The organism is Paucibacter sp. PLA-PC-4, assembly GCF_026241155.1.
Taxonomy (GTDB): domain Bacteria; phylum Pseudomonadota; class Gammaproteobacteria; order Burkholderiales; family Burkholderiaceae_C; genus Roseateles_E.
On sequence record NZ_JAPFGP010000013.1, the window covers coordinates 49,344 to 65,275 of the forward strand.

General features: G+C 67.8%; 15 protein-coding genes. 4 read left to right on the forward strand and 11 right to left on the reverse strand.

The features are described 5' to 3' along the window. Nucleotides 1-27: 27 nt before the first annotated feature. From OOZ63_RS19310 to thiL, 4 genes are read right to left on the reverse strand one after another with little or no spacing between them, the layout of a single operon-like run. A complete protein-coding gene (locus OOZ63_RS19310) occupies nucleotides 28-951 on the reverse strand; it encodes a 2-hydroxyacid dehydrogenase (protein ID WP_266007230.1) in 924 nt (307 codons plus the stop codon). Next, nucleotides 951-1,454, reverse strand: a complete 504-nt coding sequence (locus OOZ63_RS19315) for a CinA family protein (RefSeq protein WP_266007231.1) — start codon at nucleotides 1,452-1,454, stop codon at nucleotides 951-953. The genes OOZ63_RS19310 and OOZ63_RS19315 overlap by 1 nt, the downstream gene beginning before the upstream one ends. A gap of 5 nt (nucleotides 1,455-1,459) precedes the next feature. Beyond that, nucleotides 1,460-1,999 (reverse strand): phosphatidylglycerophosphatase A, encoded by a 540-nt coding sequence (locus tag OOZ63_RS19320; RefSeq protein WP_266007232.1) that lies wholly within the window; start codon nucleotides 1,997-1,999, stop codon nucleotides 1,460-1,462. A 2-nt stretch (nucleotides 2,000-2,001) separates the two neighbouring features. After that, on the reverse strand, nucleotides 2,002-2,967 hold the full coding sequence (thiL, locus tag OOZ63_RS19325) for a thiamine-phosphate kinase (protein ID WP_266007233.1): 966 nt from the start codon (nucleotides 2,965-2,967) through the stop codon (nucleotides 2,002-2,004). A gap of 91 nt (nucleotides 2,968-3,058) precedes the next feature. On the opposite strand from thiL, the gene OOZ63_RS19330 reads away from it, so the two are divergent. Beyond that, nucleotides 3,059-3,544, forward strand: coding sequence for a VOC family protein (locus tag OOZ63_RS19330; RefSeq protein ID WP_266007234.1), 486 nt, complete (start codon nucleotides 3,059-3,061; stop codon nucleotides 3,542-3,544). 609 nt (nucleotides 3,545-4,153) lie between these two features. Next, nucleotides 4,154-4,738, forward strand: coding sequence for a hemerythrin domain-containing protein (locus OOZ63_RS19335; protein ID WP_266007235.1), 585 nt, complete (start codon nucleotides 4,154-4,156; stop codon nucleotides 4,736-4,738). Here OOZ63_RS19335 and OOZ63_RS19340 read toward each other — a convergent pair. The 5 genes from OOZ63_RS19340 to OOZ63_RS19360 form a co-directional block, all read right to left on the reverse strand. Beyond that, the gene (locus OOZ63_RS19340) at nucleotides 4,699-5,145 is read right to left on the reverse strand and encodes a hypothetical protein (protein ID WP_266007236.1); all 447 of its coding nucleotides are present in this window, start codon (nucleotides 5,143-5,145) and stop codon (nucleotides 4,699-4,701) included. The genes OOZ63_RS19335 and OOZ63_RS19340 overlap by 40 nt on opposite strands. Nucleotides 5,146-5,150: 5 nt before the next feature. After that, nucleotides 5,151-5,396 (reverse strand): hypothetical protein, encoded by a 246-nt coding sequence (locus OOZ63_RS19345; RefSeq protein ID WP_266007237.1) that lies wholly within the window; start codon nucleotides 5,394-5,396, stop codon nucleotides 5,151-5,153. A gap of 36 nt (nucleotides 5,397-5,432) precedes the next feature. Continuing rightward, nucleotides 5,433-5,606, reverse strand: a complete 174-nt coding sequence (locus tag OOZ63_RS19350) for a HipA domain-containing protein (protein ID WP_266007238.1) — start codon at nucleotides 5,604-5,606, stop codon at nucleotides 5,433-5,435. 85 nt (nucleotides 5,607-5,691) lie between these two features. Further along, nucleotides 5,692-6,000, reverse strand: a complete 309-nt coding sequence (locus OOZ63_RS19355) for a hypothetical protein (protein ID WP_266007240.1) — start codon at nucleotides 5,998-6,000, stop codon at nucleotides 5,692-5,694. Between the two features lie 71 nt (nucleotides 6,001-6,071). Further along, entirely contained in the window at nucleotides 6,072-9,170 is a 3,099-nt protein-coding gene (locus OOZ63_RS19360; RefSeq protein WP_266007241.1) for a ligand-binding sensor domain-containing diguanylate cyclase, read from the reverse strand. Nucleotides 9,171-9,288: 118 nt separating this feature from the next. Here OOZ63_RS19360 and OOZ63_RS19365 point away from each other — a divergent pair, with 118 nt between their 5' ends. Then, nucleotides 9,289-10,566 carry a M16 family metallopeptidase gene (locus OOZ63_RS19365; RefSeq protein WP_266007242.1) on the forward strand — a complete coding sequence of 426 codons (1,278 nt, stop codon included), beginning with the start codon at nucleotides 9,289-9,291 and terminating at the stop codon, nucleotides 10,564-10,566. On the opposite strand, the gene OOZ63_RS19370 is transcribed toward OOZ63_RS19365, so the two are convergent. Next, nucleotides 10,567-11,214 carry a response regulator transcription factor gene (locus OOZ63_RS19370; RefSeq protein WP_266007243.1) on the reverse strand — a complete coding sequence of 216 codons (648 nt, stop codon included), beginning with the start codon at nucleotides 11,212-11,214 and terminating at the stop codon, nucleotides 10,567-10,569. Beyond that, entirely contained in the window at nucleotides 11,168-13,276 is a 2,109-nt protein-coding gene (locus OOZ63_RS19375) for a sensor histidine kinase (protein ID WP_266007244.1), read from the reverse strand. Before OOZ63_RS19375 ends, OOZ63_RS19370 begins: the two co-directional genes overlap by 47 nt. A gap of 158 nt (nucleotides 13,277-13,434) precedes the next feature. Here OOZ63_RS19375 and OOZ63_RS19380 point away from each other — a divergent pair, with 158 nt between their 5' ends. Beyond that, nucleotides 13,435-15,729 (forward strand): NADP-dependent malic enzyme, encoded by a 2,295-nt coding sequence (locus OOZ63_RS19380; RefSeq protein WP_266007245.1) that lies wholly within the window; start codon nucleotides 13,435-13,437, stop codon nucleotides 15,727-15,729. The last annotated feature ends 203 nt before the right edge of the window (nucleotides 15,730-15,932 follow it).

The following is a 15,932-nucleotide window of genomic DNA, read 5'->3' on the forward strand; positions in this document are numbered from 1 at the left end:
GGCGCGCCGGCCGCGCTGCCCCCCGAATCAGTAGCCGCGCCGTCGCTCCACCCGATGGGCCAGCGGCGCGCCGGCCCGCCAGGCCCGCACATTCGCAGCCACCACGGCCACCGCGCTGCGCGCATCGGTCTGCGCCGCCGTGTGCGGCAGCACCGTGACGCGCGGATGGCGCCAAAAGGCATGGTCGGCCGGCAGCGGCTCGACCTGGAACACATCGAGCACCGCATGGCGCAGCCGCCCGCCGTCCAGCGCGGCCAGCAAATCCGCCTCGACCACGTGGGCGCCGCGCGCCAGATTGACCAGGCTGGCCTCGGGCTTGAACTGAGCCAGCCGCGCCGCGTCGAAAAAGCCGCGCGTGGTCGGCGTCAGCGGCAGCAGATTGACCACCGTGTCGGCCCGGCCCAGCTCAGCCGTCAGCGCCTCATCGCCGTGCACGCCGGTGATACCTGGCAACTCGAGCGGTCGTGTGCTGTAGCCGGCCACCGCATAGCCCTGAGCCTGCAAGGTGCGCGCGACGCGACCGCCCAGCTCGCCCAGGCCCAGCACCAGCACCCGCCATTCGGCCGCACGGCGCTGCTCTGGCTGGCGCCACAGGCCCTCGCGCTGCTGCGCCTGGACCTCGAAGAAACGCCGGTGCAGGCCCAGCACGGCCCATAGCGCCGTCTGCGCCATTGCCTCATTCATCGCCGGATCCACCATGCGGGCCAGCGGTACGCCCTCGGGCAGAGTCGGGTCTTGCAGGAGCCGGTCGACCCCCGCCCACAGCGACTGAATCAGGCCCAGCATGGGCAAGCCCTGCAAGCTGCCGGACGGCGGGTTCGCAACGATAGCAATCTCGACATCCTCGTGAGGGGCCAGGCGCCAGGCCTCATCCGGCAAGGCCTCTTGCAGCAAGGCCAGCCACTGCTCGCGCTCCGAGTCGTCCCAGCTGCCGATCAACAACACACTCATCAAGCTTCCTTGTCTTCGAGTGCTTCGCACAAAGCCAGCAGGCCCGAACGCAGGGTGGCCGCGCGCACCGCATGGCGGTCGCCGGGAAAGAGTTCGCGCCAGACCCGGGGCGACGCGCCGGCACGGGCCAGTGCCAGCCAGACCGTGCCTACCGGCTTATCGGCGCTGCCGCCGGTGGGGCCGGCCACGCCGGTGACCGCCAGCGCCCAGTCCAGCGGCGCATGGGCCAGCAGGCCCTGGGCCATCTGCTGCGCCACCTGGGCACTGACAGCGCCATGCCGGGCGATCAGCGCGGCCGGCACGCCCAGCAACTCGGTCTTGGCCTCATTGCTGTAGCTGACCACGCCGCGCTCGAACCATTGGCTGGAGCCCGACAAGCTGGTGCAGGCGGCAGCGATCAGCCCACCGGTACAGCTCTCGGCCGTGCCCATTCGCTCGCGGCGCTGTATCAGCGCCAGCGCGATGCGGTCTATCAATTCATGTTCTTCGGGAAACAACAGCATGGTCTTCACCCCACAAGGGCGCGCCACAGCGCGATTACCAGCAGCGTACAACCGGCCGCGACGAAATCGTCGAACAGGATGCCAAAGCCCTGCGCCCAGCCGACCGGCTTGCCACGATCGCCCTTGAACAAGCGGTCAGCCCAGCCCACCGGGCCGGGCTTGGCTGCGTCGAAAAAGCGGAACAGGCCGAAGGCAAGGGCCTGGCCCCACAGCCCCATTGGCATCGCAAGCCACAGCACCAGCCAAAACGCCAGCACCTCGTCCCAGACGATGGCGCCGGGGTCGGGCGTGTTCAGATGCCGCGCGGTCAAAGTACAGGCCCACCAGCCGACCAGCGTGCCGAGCGCAATCGTCAGCCCCCATTGCAGGTCGCCCAGCCAGGGGTCCAGCGCCAAGAAGGCAACCCAGGCCCACAAAGTGCCCACCGTGCCCGGCGCCTTCGGCGACAGCCCGCTGCCGAAGCCCAAGGCGATCCAGTGCGCCGGATGGCCCCACATGAAGCGGGCGGTGGCGCGGCGCGGTGCGGCGCCCGATGCCTCGTCCATCGTCATGACTTGAAATGATCAAAGGCCGCCGGCGTCTGCGGCAAGACCTGGCTCTGGTCGTCGAGCACGCGCAGACCCGGTTCGGCCTCCAGCCGGCCAATCAGGGTCACCGGCGTGCCGCAGGCGGCAGCGGCGGCCTGCACAGCCGCGCGGGCCGTGGCCGGCGCGCTGAACACCAGCTCGTAGTCGTCGCCACCGGCCAGCGTGCACAGGCGCTGCAGCGCCAGCGGCTGACGGGCCAGCAGCGCGCTGCGCGGCAACCTGTCGGCCAGCAGCGTGGCGCCGAGGTTCGAGCGCTTCAGCAAATGGCCCAGATCGCCGAGCAGGCCGTCCGAGACATCGATGGCGCTGTGGGCGATGCCGCGCAGCGCCTGGCCCAGCGCGACGCGCGGCGTCGGGCATTCCATCGCGCGGCGCGCGCGCTCGAAGTCCTCACCCGAGTCCAGCGCCGCCATGCCGCGGAACACCTCCAGTGCCAGCCGCGCATCGCCCAGCGTGCCCGAGACATAGAGATCATCGCCGGCCTGGCCGCCGCTGCGCAGCAGGGCCGCACCTGCCGGCACCTCGCCCATCACCGTGATGCAGATGTTCAGCGGTCCGGCCGTCGTGTCGCCGCCCACCAGCGCGATGCCGTGCGCATCGGCCAGCGAGAACATGCCACGCGCGAAGCCCGCCAGAAACTGCTCGTCCGCTCTGGGCATCGCCAGCGCCAAGGTGAAGGCGCGCGGCCTTGCACCGCAGGCCGCCAGGTCCGACAGATTCACCGCCAGCGCCTTGTGGCCCAGTCGCTCGGGCACAACGGTCGACAGGAAATGCCGGCCCTCGACCAGCATATCGGTCGACACCAGCCACTGCATGCCCGGCGTGGCCGCGATGACCGCGCAGTCGTCGCCGATGCCCACCGGCACGCCCGGCTGCACCTCGGTCTCTCGTGTGAAGAAGCGCTTGATCAGATCGAATTCACCCATGGGGGGATTGTGTCAGCACGGCCTCCAGGCAAGGGCCTGGCCCAGCCACGGAGAGAATCGACGATTCCCGGCCACACACTCACCGTTGACCATGCAGTTGAAGTTCAGCCATATCGATGTCCTGGTCAGCAACCTTGCAGAGGCCTGTTCCTACTACCAAAGAGTCTTGGATGCGCAGGTGTCTAAGACTCTGGTCTGGCGGCGCGATGGCCTGCATGTTCGCTATGCCATCGTCCGCATGGCGCAAGAGCGCTTCATGCTGGTGCAACCGATCACCGGCAATCTGAAGGACCTGATGGACGTCCGCGGCCCGGGCACCATCTACCGCCATTGCTACAGCACGCCCGATATCGAGGCGGCCTACGACGAACTGATGGCTCGCGGCGTGCAGCCGGAGGACGAAAACGGCAAACCCCTCGCCCGTGACTGCCTGCAAACTCCCAGCGGCGCAAGAATTCTGTGGCTGCCCAAGCAGTTCGGAAACTTTTCGATCGAGCTGCTGGAAGAGGCAGAGTTGGAGAACTTTGTTGAAGAGGCGTTTGACGGTGTTGGCGTCGGCGCTGAAGATCGGAGCTGACGGGCTGGGGGCAGGTGACCGTATGCAGATGGAGCGCTCGTTGGGAGCTGGGAGGACTGAGCGCCGAGCCTGTGGTCGATACGCTTCGGCAGCAATCACCAACCGACGTGCGATGGCTTTCCCTCGCACGCGCATGGCTGCGGTCCGGCTCGATGCCCTGCACGGTCTGGTAGAACGCGCCGGAGAACCTCGCCATCTCCGCGCTGGTCAGGCGCATGGTCTTCTTGAGTTGCGAACCGACTGCGCCAGCGACTCATCCGGATGTGCCAGAACGTCCTCGACGGACTGCTTGCGCAAGCCAAGCTGTTCAGAGGACTACGGCTGATCAGTGAGGGACCTGATGCTGGTGCGACGCTCGCATGCTAAGCGCGAGGCCGTCAGAAGACAAGCACCGGTCGCCACCTCCAGTTGCGAGAGCGGCCCTATCGATGGCACCCGCGAGGTCGTACTCAATGGCCTCAGGCGGGCGCCCCTTGTTGGAAACTCCGGAGTGGTGCGTTCGCTCCCTCGTCCTACATCGAATCAGGCATTCCTCTGGTGTGGCGCATTTTCATACCCGGCGACAGTGGGAGCCCGCCTCTTTAATCCATGCAACCCGGAGAATTCAGCATGATTTTCGACGCCATCCGTGAGAGTCACGACCTGCAACGCGATCTGTGCCGCAAGCTGACGGCGTCACGCGGGGACATGGCTTCGCGCGAGCTGCTCTTCCTGCAGCTGAAGGTCGAGCTGATGGCGCACGCAGCGGCAGAGGAACGACACCTGTACGTTCACCTGCTGATGGAGGACGGCGGTCTCGACGCGTCGCGCCACGCGCTTCATGAGCACCACGAAGTTGACGAATTGCTGGACGACTTGTCCGTGCGCAACAAGAAGCAGGATGTCTGGATAGCGACCGCCAAGCAGCTGAGCTTCAAGGTGCGCCACCATCTGAAGGAGGAGGAATCAAAGTTCTTCCAGCTCGCCGGGCGTCTGCTGTCGGATACGAAGAAGAAGAAGCTGGCGCGTCAGTACGCGAAAGAGATCGTGAGAATGCGCGAGCACTACGCGGCCGAGTACCAAACGGTGGCGGTCAATCCGGCAAGCGGTCTGCTCAAGCCCGCGAAACCCAAGGTCGACAAGCCTTCAACGCGCGGCAGCGCCAGCGCAGGTGCTCAACTGCGCGGCAAGAGCGAACCGCGCCGAACGCGCTGACTGGCAGGGCACCTCAACGGCGCAGATCCGGCCGGCGATGCGCGTGCAGGTCGAAGAAAAGCGGGGGGCAGGTCCTGATGCAGGAACACTTCCCGTCTCAAGCCTCGCCACCACTGCCCGAGCCCCGCACCTCGCGCACAACTCCCCAGCTTCAAGCCCAGCATCCCAAAGATTCGGTTCATGGTCTGAACCGTGCCTTCGCTGCGGTCCTGCTCGATGTCCTGCATGGTCCGGTAGGACACGTCGGAGAGCTTGGCCATCTCGGCGGTGGTCAGGCGCACGGTCTTCTTGAGGTGGCGAATCGACTGCGCCAGCGCCCATTTCGAGTGCGCCATAGCGTCCTCGACGGCCTCCTTGCGCAAGCCGAGCTGTTCAGAGATCGACAGGGTGTTGAAGCGCTTGTCCATGGTAGTTAGGCGATCGCCGCCAACTCGTCGGCTCTAGCCAGGATGTGCGGACGCAGGTGATGGGAGACGGCAGGCCCCAGGCCTATCGCCTCCCCATCCGCCGCGATCTTGCGTAGGGTCGGTTCCTTCGCCTTGACTCCGGCGACAAGCGGCTGGCGAGCGATCAGTGCCAGGCTCTTGCTCTTCTTCTTGCGGCGCGTCTGCTGCTGATGGTGGACTTGCGCGCCGAGCTCGCAAGCGCGGCCCAGCACGCGATGCCAGTCCGGTTGGCCGTTGTCGTTGCTGTCTTATCTGATCCGCCGAGCGATACCGTCCGGATGCAGATACATCGGCGCGAAGTCATAGAGCGGTGTCAGTGCGATGCGGCCGTTGAGGTCGCGCTGCACGGCGGTGTTGCGCGCGTGGCTGTCCTTGCTGTGCTGGGCCAGATTGGCGATATCACGCTTGATGTACTCGAGCACTTCCGCCTGCGGGTAGGTGCAGTGCCGGATCAAGGCTTCGCAGACTTGGTCTGGCTTGGCACCGCCTCGAAGCCCGGCATGCCTGTCAGCGTGGCAATGCTCTCCTGGGCAAGCCGATACGGCGCGACAGTTCCTGACGACCAAGGCCCAGCGGCAGCATGTCGATCAGAAAGACCGGCCAGTACGCCTGCTCGAAGGACTGCAGACCGACCGGCCAGCCCGCGCAAGCAGCGTGCGCGTCAGTCACGCCCGGGTAGGCAAAAGCCCAGTCGACCGTGTAGCCGGTGTACGTCTTGGCCTTCCAGCCCTCTTCCTCAGCATGCAGCAGGCTCACGCTGGCCACATCGCACCAAGCGCCGGCGGCGTGAAGCTGAAGCGTGCAGTGATTTGTCATTTGCACAGAAATTTAGACGTAGTGAATCAGGCTGTCGCTGCAATTCACCTGTTTTTTCGTGCAACTAAACCCTATACCGGCAGACCTTTTTCCTCACTCGCCCGCACCACCACCCGCCCATCCCCTGCCCAGCCGCTCAGATCGCGCGGCACCTCGGCGGGCGCCACGTCCATCGCCTCGATGACCCCGAAATAGCCGTCCCGCCCCCGGGCCTTGGCCGCGTACAGCGCCGAGTCGGCCAGGGCGAGGGTGGCGGGCCAGTCCCAGGCGCGGGGTCGGCGCGGGTCGAGCGGGAAGGCGGCGAAGCCGATCGAGACCGTGACCTCGACCGCCTGGCCGAGGCCGATGTCGAAGGGCTGATCACGCACAGCAGCGCAGACGCGCGCGGCCAGCTCGGCGGCGTCTGCGCGGCTGGTCTCGCGCACCAGCACCAGCAGCTCCTCGCCGCCCCAGCGAACCAGCGAGTCGGTACCACGGAAAACCTGGCGCAGCCGCTCGGCCAGGGTCACCAGCACGGCGTCGCCGGCGGCGTGGCCATGGGCATCGTTGACGCGCTTGAAATGGTCCAGGTCCAGCAGCATCAGCATCAGATCGCTGTCGGGGCCTGGCAAGCCCGGCTCGCTGGCCTCGAAGCGGCGCAAGCACAGGCGCAAGTCGTCCTGCAATCGCAGCTCCAGATAGCGGCGGTTGCGCAAGCCGGTCAGCGCGTCGGTCAGGCTGGCCTCACGCAGCTCGGCGGTGCGCTCGTCCACCAAGGCCTGCAGCACGGCCTCGCGCCGGCGCAGCAAGCGGGTGCGCCAGCGCACATAGGCCCAGATCGCCAGCAGCAGCAGGGCCACCGACGCCAGCTGCGCCCATATCGTCTGCCACCAGGCGGGCAGCAGCTCGACGGGCAGCTCCAGCCGGGCAGGGCCCCACAGCGTCGGGTGCGCCGTCACGCGCATCTGCAGCACATAGCGGCCGGGCCACAGCGGGCCGAAGCTGGGGCTGCGCGCGCCGGGGTCGACGCTGGTCCAGTCGCTGTCCAAGCCCAGCAGGCGGTACTGGTAGCGAAGCCGGCCGGGATCGGCATAGTCCAGCCCGGCGAACTCGACGCTGAAGCTGCGTGTGCCAGCCGGCAGGCGCAGTCCCTGACCATCTAAGCGCACAGGCGCATGGGGCTGGCCGTTAACGCGCAGCGCGCTGATCACCAGCGGCAGCGCACCCGGATCCGGCTCGAAGGCTTCGGGCAGAACGCGCAGCAAGCCCCGGCTGCCGCCGAACAGCAAGGCCCCGCCGGGCAGCTCGGCGCTGGCGAAGAACCAGAAGCTGCCGAAGGCCGCGCCCTCGGCGGCGCCGAAGCTGTCGATCCGGTCGGCCTTTGGGTCGTAGACCTGCAGCTGGCTCCAGATGCGGCCGCGTGCGTCCTCGTGCAGATTGCCGCCGAACACGCCCTCGCTGCCGAGGCGCTCGCCGACGCGGTCGAAGCGGGCCCGGCCCTCGGCGTCCCAGCCGCGCAGCCGGTGCAGGCCGGCGACCGGTGTGTCGAGCCACAGCGTGCCGTCGCTGGCCAGCAGCAAACCCATCACGACCGGGCTGGCCAGGGTCTCGCCCGACGCCTGCGGCACAGCTGCCAGGCCGGCGCCTTGTTCTCGGAACAAGCCTTGCTGGCCACCGACCCAGAGCCGACCTGACCCGGAGGCCCCAGCCTTTTCTTCGATCAGCGCATGGATGCCGCCTTGCAGCGGTGCACCGCCGGCCAGCGCGACCCGCTGCAACGCCGGCGCCGAGGCGCCGGGGAGCCGGTATAGGCCCTCCTGCATGCCCAGCCAGACTTCGCCATTGGCGCGCAGCAGCAGGCGCTGTGCTCGCCCGCCGTCCAGCGGCCAGTCGCGCAAGAGCCGGCCCTGAGCGGAGCGGTGCTCCAGCCGGCCGGCTGCCGCCATCCACAGACTGCCGTCCGGCGCCTCGGCCAACGACTCGACAACGCTGGAACGCTCCCGCGGCCAAACGCCCAAGCTCGCCAGGCCCTGGCCGGGCCGGCCATCGAGGCGCACGACGCGCCCGCTCTGCGTAGGCGCCAGCACCTCTCCGTTGCTCAGACTCAGCAGCGCACGCACATCGGCATCGACCAACCCGGTCGGTGGCCCGCCGTCCGCCGCAGGATCCGGGCCGCGCACGGCCAGCGCCGGGTGGTGCTGATGGCGCTGCAAGCCCAGACCATAGCCGCTGACCCACATCGCGCCGCCGGCGTCGCGCAGCAGGCCGCTGATGTCATTGCCGGCCAGGCCGCTCAAACGGCGCGGGTCATGGCGGAGCCGGGCCTCGATCGCACCGCTGTCCCGGTTCAGCCAGAGCAGGCCCACCTTACTGCCGACCCAGAGCCGGCCGGCGCTGTCCTCGGCCAGGGCCTGCACTGGCGTGTGCAACTGCTGGACCCAGCGCACGCGCCCCTGTTCGACCACGCCCAGACGGCCGTCCTGGGTGCCCAGCCACAAGCGACCGTCACTGTCCTCGGCCAGTGCCAGCACCGGCGCGCTCGCGCCGCCCGGCAGCGGCAGCGCTTCCCAGGCGCCGTCGCGCAGCCGCGACAGGCCACGCCAGTGGCCGGCCCAGACCGTGCCGTCCCGGGCCACGCGCACAGCCAGCACGCGGGCCTCGGGCTCGCCCTGCCAGCGCAGATCCTGGGCTTCAAAGCGCCGCGTGGTCGGCGTATAGCGCAGCAGACCCCGACCCAGGGTGCCGACCCACACGGCGCCCTGGCCATCCTCGGCTAGCGCCCGGATCGGTGCGTGCGGCCCGGCCTCACCCTGCATGCTGCCCAGGGCCTCGACCCGGTCTTGCGCGGGATCGAACACCATCAGGCCCATGAACTCGGTGCCTATCCACATGCGGCCATCGCGGCCGGCGCCCAACGCGCGCACCCAGCCGAGATTGCGCCGCGCGCGGGTCGGGCCCTCCCGCTCGATAGGCCGCAGCCTGTAGCCGTCATAGCGCGTCAGGCCCTTGCTGGTCGCCACCCAGATGAAGCCGTCGCGGTCCTGCGCCAGCGCGGGCACGGTATTCTGCGGCACGGCCACCGCCCGGAATTGCACGTCCAGCGCCTCGCCGACCGGGCCCGCCTTCACTCCCGCCAAGAGGGTCAGCAAGAGCAGTAGCAGGCAGCACTGGCTGCGGAAAGGAAATGGCATGGGCGAAATTGTAAGCAGCGCACCGACATCACCCCACCTCGGCCGTCCCCGCTCGGCGCAAGGCCAATAGGCTTGCGCGACACTATCGAGCCCCGCCAGCCTCTCAGCATCACGCCTCTTGGACACCCGCACCCCTCCCCGCCTCGCCACCCTCGCCAACGGCCTGCGCGTCGTCGCCATCGACATGCCCTGGCGTGCGACGGTCTCGCTGAGCATCTTCATCCGCACAGGCAGTCTTCATGAGAGCGCGCGGCAGGGCGGCATCAGCCATGTGGTCGAGCACATGGCCTTCAAGGGTACGGCCACGCGCGACTGCCAGCGCATCAATCTGGACGCCGAACGCTTGGGCGCGGAGGTCAACGCCCACACCGACAAAGACCATACGGCTTTTCACATCGAGGGGCTGCCGCAAGACCTGCCGGCCTTTGTTGTGCAGCTGGCCGACATCGTGCTCAACAGCAGCTTCCCCGAAGACGAGCTGGAACGCGAGCGCCGCGTCATTGAACAGGAGTTCAGCGAGTTCGACGAGGACCCGGCCAGCGTGGCCTTCCAGCTCTTCGACCGCGCCTGCTACGGCCCCACGCACCCGGCCGGCCGGCCCATCATCGGCACGCGAGCCAATATCCGACGCTTCGCCCGCAGCGATCTACTGGACTATGCCAAGCGCCAGTACACGGCCAGTAATGTGATCGTGGCCGCCGCCGGGCCGGTGGACTTCGACGCCTTGGCGCGCGCCACCGAGCAGGCGTTTGGCGCGATGCCCACCGGCGCACCGAATCGGCTGGAGGCTCCCGTGTGGCTGGGCGGGCTGAAGACGCGCCGCCTGGCGGGCAGCGGGCAATGCCAGGCGGTGCTGGGCTTTGCCGCGCCGGCGCTGACCGAGGACGCCCATCTGGCCTATGTGCTGGCCGCCGCGCTGCTGGGCGAAGGCATGAGCTCGCCACTGCTAGACGAGATTCGCGAACGCCGAGGCCTGGCCTATCACACGGCATGCGCGGCAGATATCGGGCCACTGGCTGGGCAGTTCGTGATCGAGGGTTCAACCGCGCCGGCCCAGGCCGAGGAGTTCCTGGGCGCGGTGGAAACCCTGCTGCTTCAGCAGACCCAGGGTCTTGATCCGGTCGGGCTGGAGCGCGCGCGCAAGCAGCTCATCGTGCGCTCGCTGCGCGGCCTGGAGCAGCCCTCGCGGCGGCTCGAAGCGGCCGCGCAAGATCTTTTCACGCTGGGCCGGCTTCGCGACACGCAGCAATGGCTGGATCAGCTGCAGGCAGTCAAGACCAGCGAGATCAGCGCGGTGTTTGCCCACCTGCTGGACCGGAAGCTCCCGGCCGCAATCGCGCTGGCCGGCAGCGTGCCGGCCAAGGTGCACGAGCGGGCTGCAACGCTGTTTTGCTGATCAACCGTCGCGCAGCAAGTTTGACAGCTCGACCGCCGACTTGACGTTCATCTTCTCGAACACCCGGGCACGGTGCACCTCAACCGTGCGCACGCTAATGAAGAGCTGATCGGCGATCAGCTTGTTGGGCAGGCCTTGGACGACCAGGGCCATCACCTCGCGCTCGCGCTCGGTCAGCTCGGCCATACGCAGGGCCAGCTGACCCTGGCTCTGGCGGGCCGCAATCGCGGCGGCGCTGGCGGCCAGCGCCTCCTCGACGCGGTCGACCAGGGCGTTGTCAGAAAAGGGCTTCTCTACGAAATCGAAGGCGCCACGCTTGACCGCAGCCACCGCGGTCGGCACATCGCCGTGACCGGTCAGAAAGATCACCGGCAGCGCGGCGGCCATGCCGCGCTCGATCAGGCGCTCGAAGAGGGCCAGGCCACTGGTGCCGGGCATGCGCACATCGAGCAACAGGCAGGAAGGCGCGTCTGGCCAGCCGGCGCCATGCCCGGGCCGGGCGTCCAGCATGGCCTCGAAGGCCTCGGCGCTGCCGAAGCCCTCGGAGAGTAGGCGGCGAGAGCGCAGCAGCCAGGCCAGCGCGTCGCGCACCACCTCTTCGTCATCGACCAGGTAAACCATCGGCAGCTTGGTGTGCGTCTGTTGCATCGGGTTTTATCCTCTCCTCGGACGCCATGGTATCGGCCGGCAAGGTGAAGCGGAACTCGGTGCCGCTGGGCCGTGTCGCGGAGGCCGCCGTGTGACTCTCGTAATCCATCGCACCACCATGCTGCTCGACCACGGTTCGGCACAGGCTCAGACCCAGCCCCATGCCCTCGCTGCGGGTCGTAAAGAAGGGGGTAAACAGCTGCTGGGCCACGCCGGGGTCGATACCGGGCCCGCGGTCGATGATGGAGAAGGTAACCCAGCGCGGCTGGGTCTGCGTCACCCTTAGGGTCAGCACCCGTTCGGCCAGCGGCGTGGCGCCATCCATCGCCTGAATGCCGTTGCGGGTCAGGTTCAGCAGCACCTGCTCGACCATGGTGCGGTCGCAGCGCACGCGCGGCGCGGGCGTGGGCAGATCAATGTCGATGCGGGTACCGCTCTTGCGGGCCTGCAGCCGTACCAGCGGCAGCACCGCGTCGATCAGCAGATCGACCGCGATCGGTTCGCGCGCCTGCTCGCGCCGGCGCACGAAGTCGTGCACGCTCTTGATCACGCGGCCGGCGCGCTCGGCCTGCTCGGCAATGCGGGTCACGGCCTGGCGCACCATCGCCGGGGTCTGCGGATCGTCGGCCTCTCGGGTCAGCAGGTTCAGCGAGGCGGTGGCGTAGCTGGCAATCGCGGCCAGCGGCTGGTTCAGCTCGTGACTCAAGAGCGAGGCCATCTCGCCGACGGTGGCCAGCCGGGCCGTGGCCTGCAGCCGCTCCTGCTGCTGGCGCGACAGCTCCTCAATCCGGCGCTGGGCTGAGACGTCGAGCACCGCACTCATCCAGCCGGTCTGTTTGCCGAGGGCGTTCTTCAGCGGCGCCTCGAAGATCAGCACGGGGAAGCGCTCGCCGTTGCGGCGCATGAAGACGGTCTCGAAACCCTGGCGCTGCTCCTGGCCGGCCTCCCAGCGGGCGCTGCGGTCGCGGTGGCGGTCGCGGTAGACCTCGATGAACTCGGGCGGCCAGTAGGGCGGCGTGGCCTGGCCCAGCAGCTCGGCGGCCTCGAAGCCGACGATGGCGCAGAAGGCCGGATTAACGTAGGTGATATTGCCGTTGATGTCTCGGGCGCGCAGGCCAGTGATCAGCGAGTTCTCCATTGCCTGACGAAAGCTCAGCGACTCGGCCAGCGCCGCCTCGGCAAGCGCGCGCCGGCGCCCATCGCGGGCCAGCAGCAGCACCACGGCGAACAGCGCCAGCGACAGCCCCATCACCAGCGCGGTGGCCAGATTGGGGATCAGCTGCGGCTCGCCGGCGGCGCTGTCGACGCGCAGCTGCAGGGTCAGACCCGGCAGGTCGACGACACGCTCGGCCAGATAGACGCCGGCACCGCGGGTCAGCCCGGTGCGCGCCAGCCGGGTGCCGTCGCCCTCGACAAAGGACATCTCATGGACCCGCGCCAGCTCTGGCGTGACCGCCTCCTCCAGCAGCTGGCGCAGCCCCACGGTGGCGACCAGAAAGGCCGTCACCTCGCCGGCGCGCAACTGAGGCAGGCACAGATCGACCACCTCCAGCCCCTCCCCGCCCGGCAGCGGCACGAAGTAGCTGCGCGAATAGAGCAGGGAGCCGTGACGCACGGCGGCCGAGCAGGCCAGCTCGGTCTCAAGCTGCAGCTGCTCGCGCCGGATCTGCGTAAACAGCGGCGCGGCATAAGGCGAGTCGACCGCCTCGACCACCTCGCGCCGCACATCGCGGTGCTCCAGCCGCAGCAGTGGCCGGGTGCGGCGCAGCATCTCGCCGGCATCGTCGCGCCAGCGACTGTCATTGAGGCTTTGCCACATCAGGGCCTGCAGGCCCTGCAGTTCGCGCCCGGCCATCTGCTTGGCGCGCGCGGCCACCTCGGCGGCGGCCTGGTCGGCCTGCTCCTGGGCCCGCGAGGCCTCGTAGCTCAGGGTCAGCCCCACCAGCAGGGTCTGGGCGATCAGCAGCAGGGACACCAGCGCGCCCCACAGCAGCGCGCGCCGCCAGCGCCGCCACAGCGGCAACGCGGGCGGGGGGGGGGCAGAGCGCTCGGTCGTGTCCATGCAGGCCGCAGTATCCTGTGTGCGGCGGCAAAGCAGATGCGCAGTTTCGCGTATCAATTCGCGCCGATCTCGGTCCACACTCAAGCCTGATCCCTACAATCGCCGGCCACTCATGGCTCAGCCATGGGGCACGCCAGCCCAAACGCCTCGAATTGCCTATGTCAACGTCCGAACAAAAAAGCGCCCAGCTCCGTCAAGCCGCACTGGAGTACCACGAGTTTCCGACGCCCGGCAAGATCGCCATCGCGGCCACCAAGCAGTTGGTCAACCAGCGCGATCTGGCGCTGGCCTACTCGCCAGGCGTGGCCTTCGCCTGCGAGGAAATCGTCGCCGACCCGGCCAATGCCTTCCGCTACACCTCGCGCGGCAATCTGGTCGCCGTCGTCACCAATGGCACCGCCGTGCTCGGCTTGGGCAATATCGGCCCGCTGGCTTCGAAGCCGGTGATGGAAGGCAAGGGCGTGCTGTTCAAGAAGTTCGCCGGCATTGATGTGTTCGACCTGGAGATCCAGGAGAACGATCTCGACAAGCTGGTCGACGTGATCGCTGCGCTGGAGCCGACCTTTGGCGGCATCAACCTGGAGGACATCAAGGCCCCCGACTGCTTTTATGTCGAGCGCAAGCTGCGCGAGCGCATGAAGATCCCGGTCTTCCACGATGACCAGCACGGCACGGCAATTGTCGTCGGCGCGGCCTTCCTGAATGGCCTGAAGGTGCTGGGCAAGGACATCAAGAGTGTCAAGCTGGTGACCTCGGGCGCCGGTGCGGCGGCACTGGCCTGCCTGGGCCTGCTGATGAAGCTGGGCCTGCCGCGCGAGAACATCTGGGTGACCGATCTGGCTGGCGTCGTCTATGAGGGCCGTACCGAGCTGATGGATCCTGACAAGGCCGTCTTCGCACAGAAGACCGAGCTGCGCAGCCTGGGCCAGGTCATCGAGGGCGCCGATGTCTTCCTGGGCCTGTCGGCCGGCGGTGTGCTCAAGCCTGAGATGGTGGCCAAGATGGCCGAGCGGCCGCTGATCTTCGCGCTGGCCAACCCGACGCCCGAGATCCTGCCTGAGGCGGTCGCCGCAGTGCGCAGCGATGCGGTGATGGCGACCGGTCGCACCGACTATCCGAACCAGGTCAACAACGTCCTGTGCTTCCCCTACATCTTCCGCGGCGCGCTGGACTGCGGCGCCACGACCATCAATGACGAGATGGAGATCGCGGCGGTCTACGCCATCGCCGAGCTGGCCCAGGCCGAGCAGAGCGAGGTGGTGGCTGCGGCCTATGCCGGCGCGAACCTGAGCTTCGGCCCCGAGTACCTGATCCCCAAGCCCTTCGACCCGCGCCTGATGATGAAGATCGCGCCGGCCGTGGCACTGGCGGCGCAGACCTCGGGCGTGGCGGCACGGCCGATCACCGATATGGACGCCTACCGCGAGAAGCTGCAGAGCTTTGTCTACGCTTCGGGCACGACGATGAAGCCTATCTTCAACGTCGCCAAGCGCGCCGCCAACAAGCGCGTCGCCTATGCCGAGGGCGAAGAGGAGCGCGTGCTGCGCGCGGTTCAGGTGGTGGTCGACGAGGGCCTGGCCCGGCCCACGCTGATCGGCCGCCCCGAGATCATCGCCCAGCGCTGCGAGCGTTTCGGCCTGCGCTTACAGGAAGGCCGCGACTACGACACGGTGAACGTCGAGCACGACGCTCGCTACCGCGACTACTGGCAGACCTACCACCGCCTGACTGAGCGTAAGGGCGTGACCCAGCAGCTCGCCAAGATCGAGATGCGCCGCCGCCTGACCCTGATCGGCTGCATGATGCTGCACAAGGGCGAGGTCGACGGCATGCTGTGCGGCACCTGGAGTAACACCGCGATGCACCTGCAGTACATCGACCAGGTGATCGGCAAGCGCCCAGGGGTCAAAACCTATGCCTGCATGAACGGCCTGATGCTGCCGGGCCGACAGGTCTTCCTGGTCGACACCCATGTCAACTACGACCCGAGCGCCGAGCAACTGGCCGAGATCACCGTGATGGCGGCCGAGGAGCTGATGCGCTTTGGCATCCGGCCCAAGGCGGCCCTGCTCTCGCACAGCAATTTTGGCTCAAGCAACTGCCCATCCGCACTGAAGATGCGTGAGGCCCTGAGCCTGATCCAGGCCAGCGCGCCCTGGCTGGAGGTGGATGGCGAGATGCATGGCGACACTGCGCTGGATGCGAATTACCGCGCCCAGCTGATGCCCAACAGTACGCTGAGCGGCGAGGCCAATCTGCTCGTGCTACCCAATATCGACGCCGCCAACATCAGCTACAACCTGCTGAAGACAGCCGCCGGCGGCGGCATCGCGATCGGCCCGGTGCTGCTCGGCGCAGCCAAGCCGGTGCATGTGCTGACGCCCTCGGCGACCGTGCGCCGCATCGTCAATATGACGGCACTGACGGTAGCTGACGCCAACGCCGCGCGCTGAAAACGCCTCCGACCCATTGAGACGCCCCGCTTGCGGGGCGCTTTTACGCCCCATCCAGGTGCGTGACAAGGCCGTGACTGGCTTCGTTTTATAAAAGTTTGTAAGAGCTCACCACAGCAGTTTCAACTTCGACAATGCTGCTAAGGTGCCAATCTCAATGAATGCGTGCGCACACTAACTAAACAGCAATAGCCCCGCAACAA

Excerpts from the sequence above, each read along its gene's own strand:
- OOZ63_RS19310 (WP_266007230.1), bottom strand. The coding sequence starts at position 951 with ATGAGTGTGTTGTTGATCGGCAGCTGGGACGACTCGGAGCGCGAGCAG.
- OOZ63_RS19315 (WP_266007231.1), bottom strand. The coding sequence starts at position 1,454 with ATGCTGTTGTTTCCCGAAGAACATGAATTGATAGACCGCATCGCGCTG.
- OOZ63_RS19320 (WP_266007232.1), bottom strand. The coding sequence starts at position 1,999 with ATGGACGAGGCATCGGGCGCCGCACCGCGCCGCGCCACCGCCCGCTTC.
- thiL (WP_266007233.1), bottom strand. The coding sequence starts at position 2,967 with ATGGGTGAATTCGATCTGATCAAGCGCTTCTTCACACGAGAGACCGAG.
- OOZ63_RS19330 (WP_266007234.1), top strand. The coding sequence starts at position 3,059 with ATGCAGTTGAAGTTCAGCCATATCGATGTCCTGGTCAGCAACCTTGCA.
- OOZ63_RS19335 (WP_266007235.1), top strand. The coding sequence starts at position 4,154 with ATGATTTTCGACGCCATCCGTGAGAGTCACGACCTGCAACGCGATCTG.
- OOZ63_RS19340 (WP_266007236.1), bottom strand. The coding sequence starts at position 5,145 with ATGGACAAGCGCTTCAACACCCTGTCGATCTCTGAACAGCTCGGCTTG.
- OOZ63_RS19355 (WP_266007240.1), bottom strand. The coding sequence starts at position 6,000 with ATGACAAATCACTGCACGCTTCAGCTTCACGCCGCCGGCGCTTGGTGC.
- OOZ63_RS19360 (WP_266007241.1), bottom strand. The coding sequence starts at position 9,170 with ATGCCATTTCCTTTCCGCAGCCAGTGCTGCCTGCTACTGCTCTTGCTG.
- OOZ63_RS19370 (WP_266007243.1), bottom strand. The coding sequence starts at position 11,214 with ATGCAACAGACGCACACCAAGCTGCCGATGGTTTACCTGGTCGATGAC.
- OOZ63_RS19375 (WP_266007244.1), bottom strand. The coding sequence starts at position 13,276 with ATGGACACGACCGAGCGCTCTGCCCCCCCCCCGCCCGCGTTGCCGCTG.
- OOZ63_RS19380 (WP_266007245.1), top strand. The coding sequence starts at position 13,435 with ATGTCAACGTCCGAACAAAAAAGCGCCCAGCTCCGTCAAGCCGCACTG.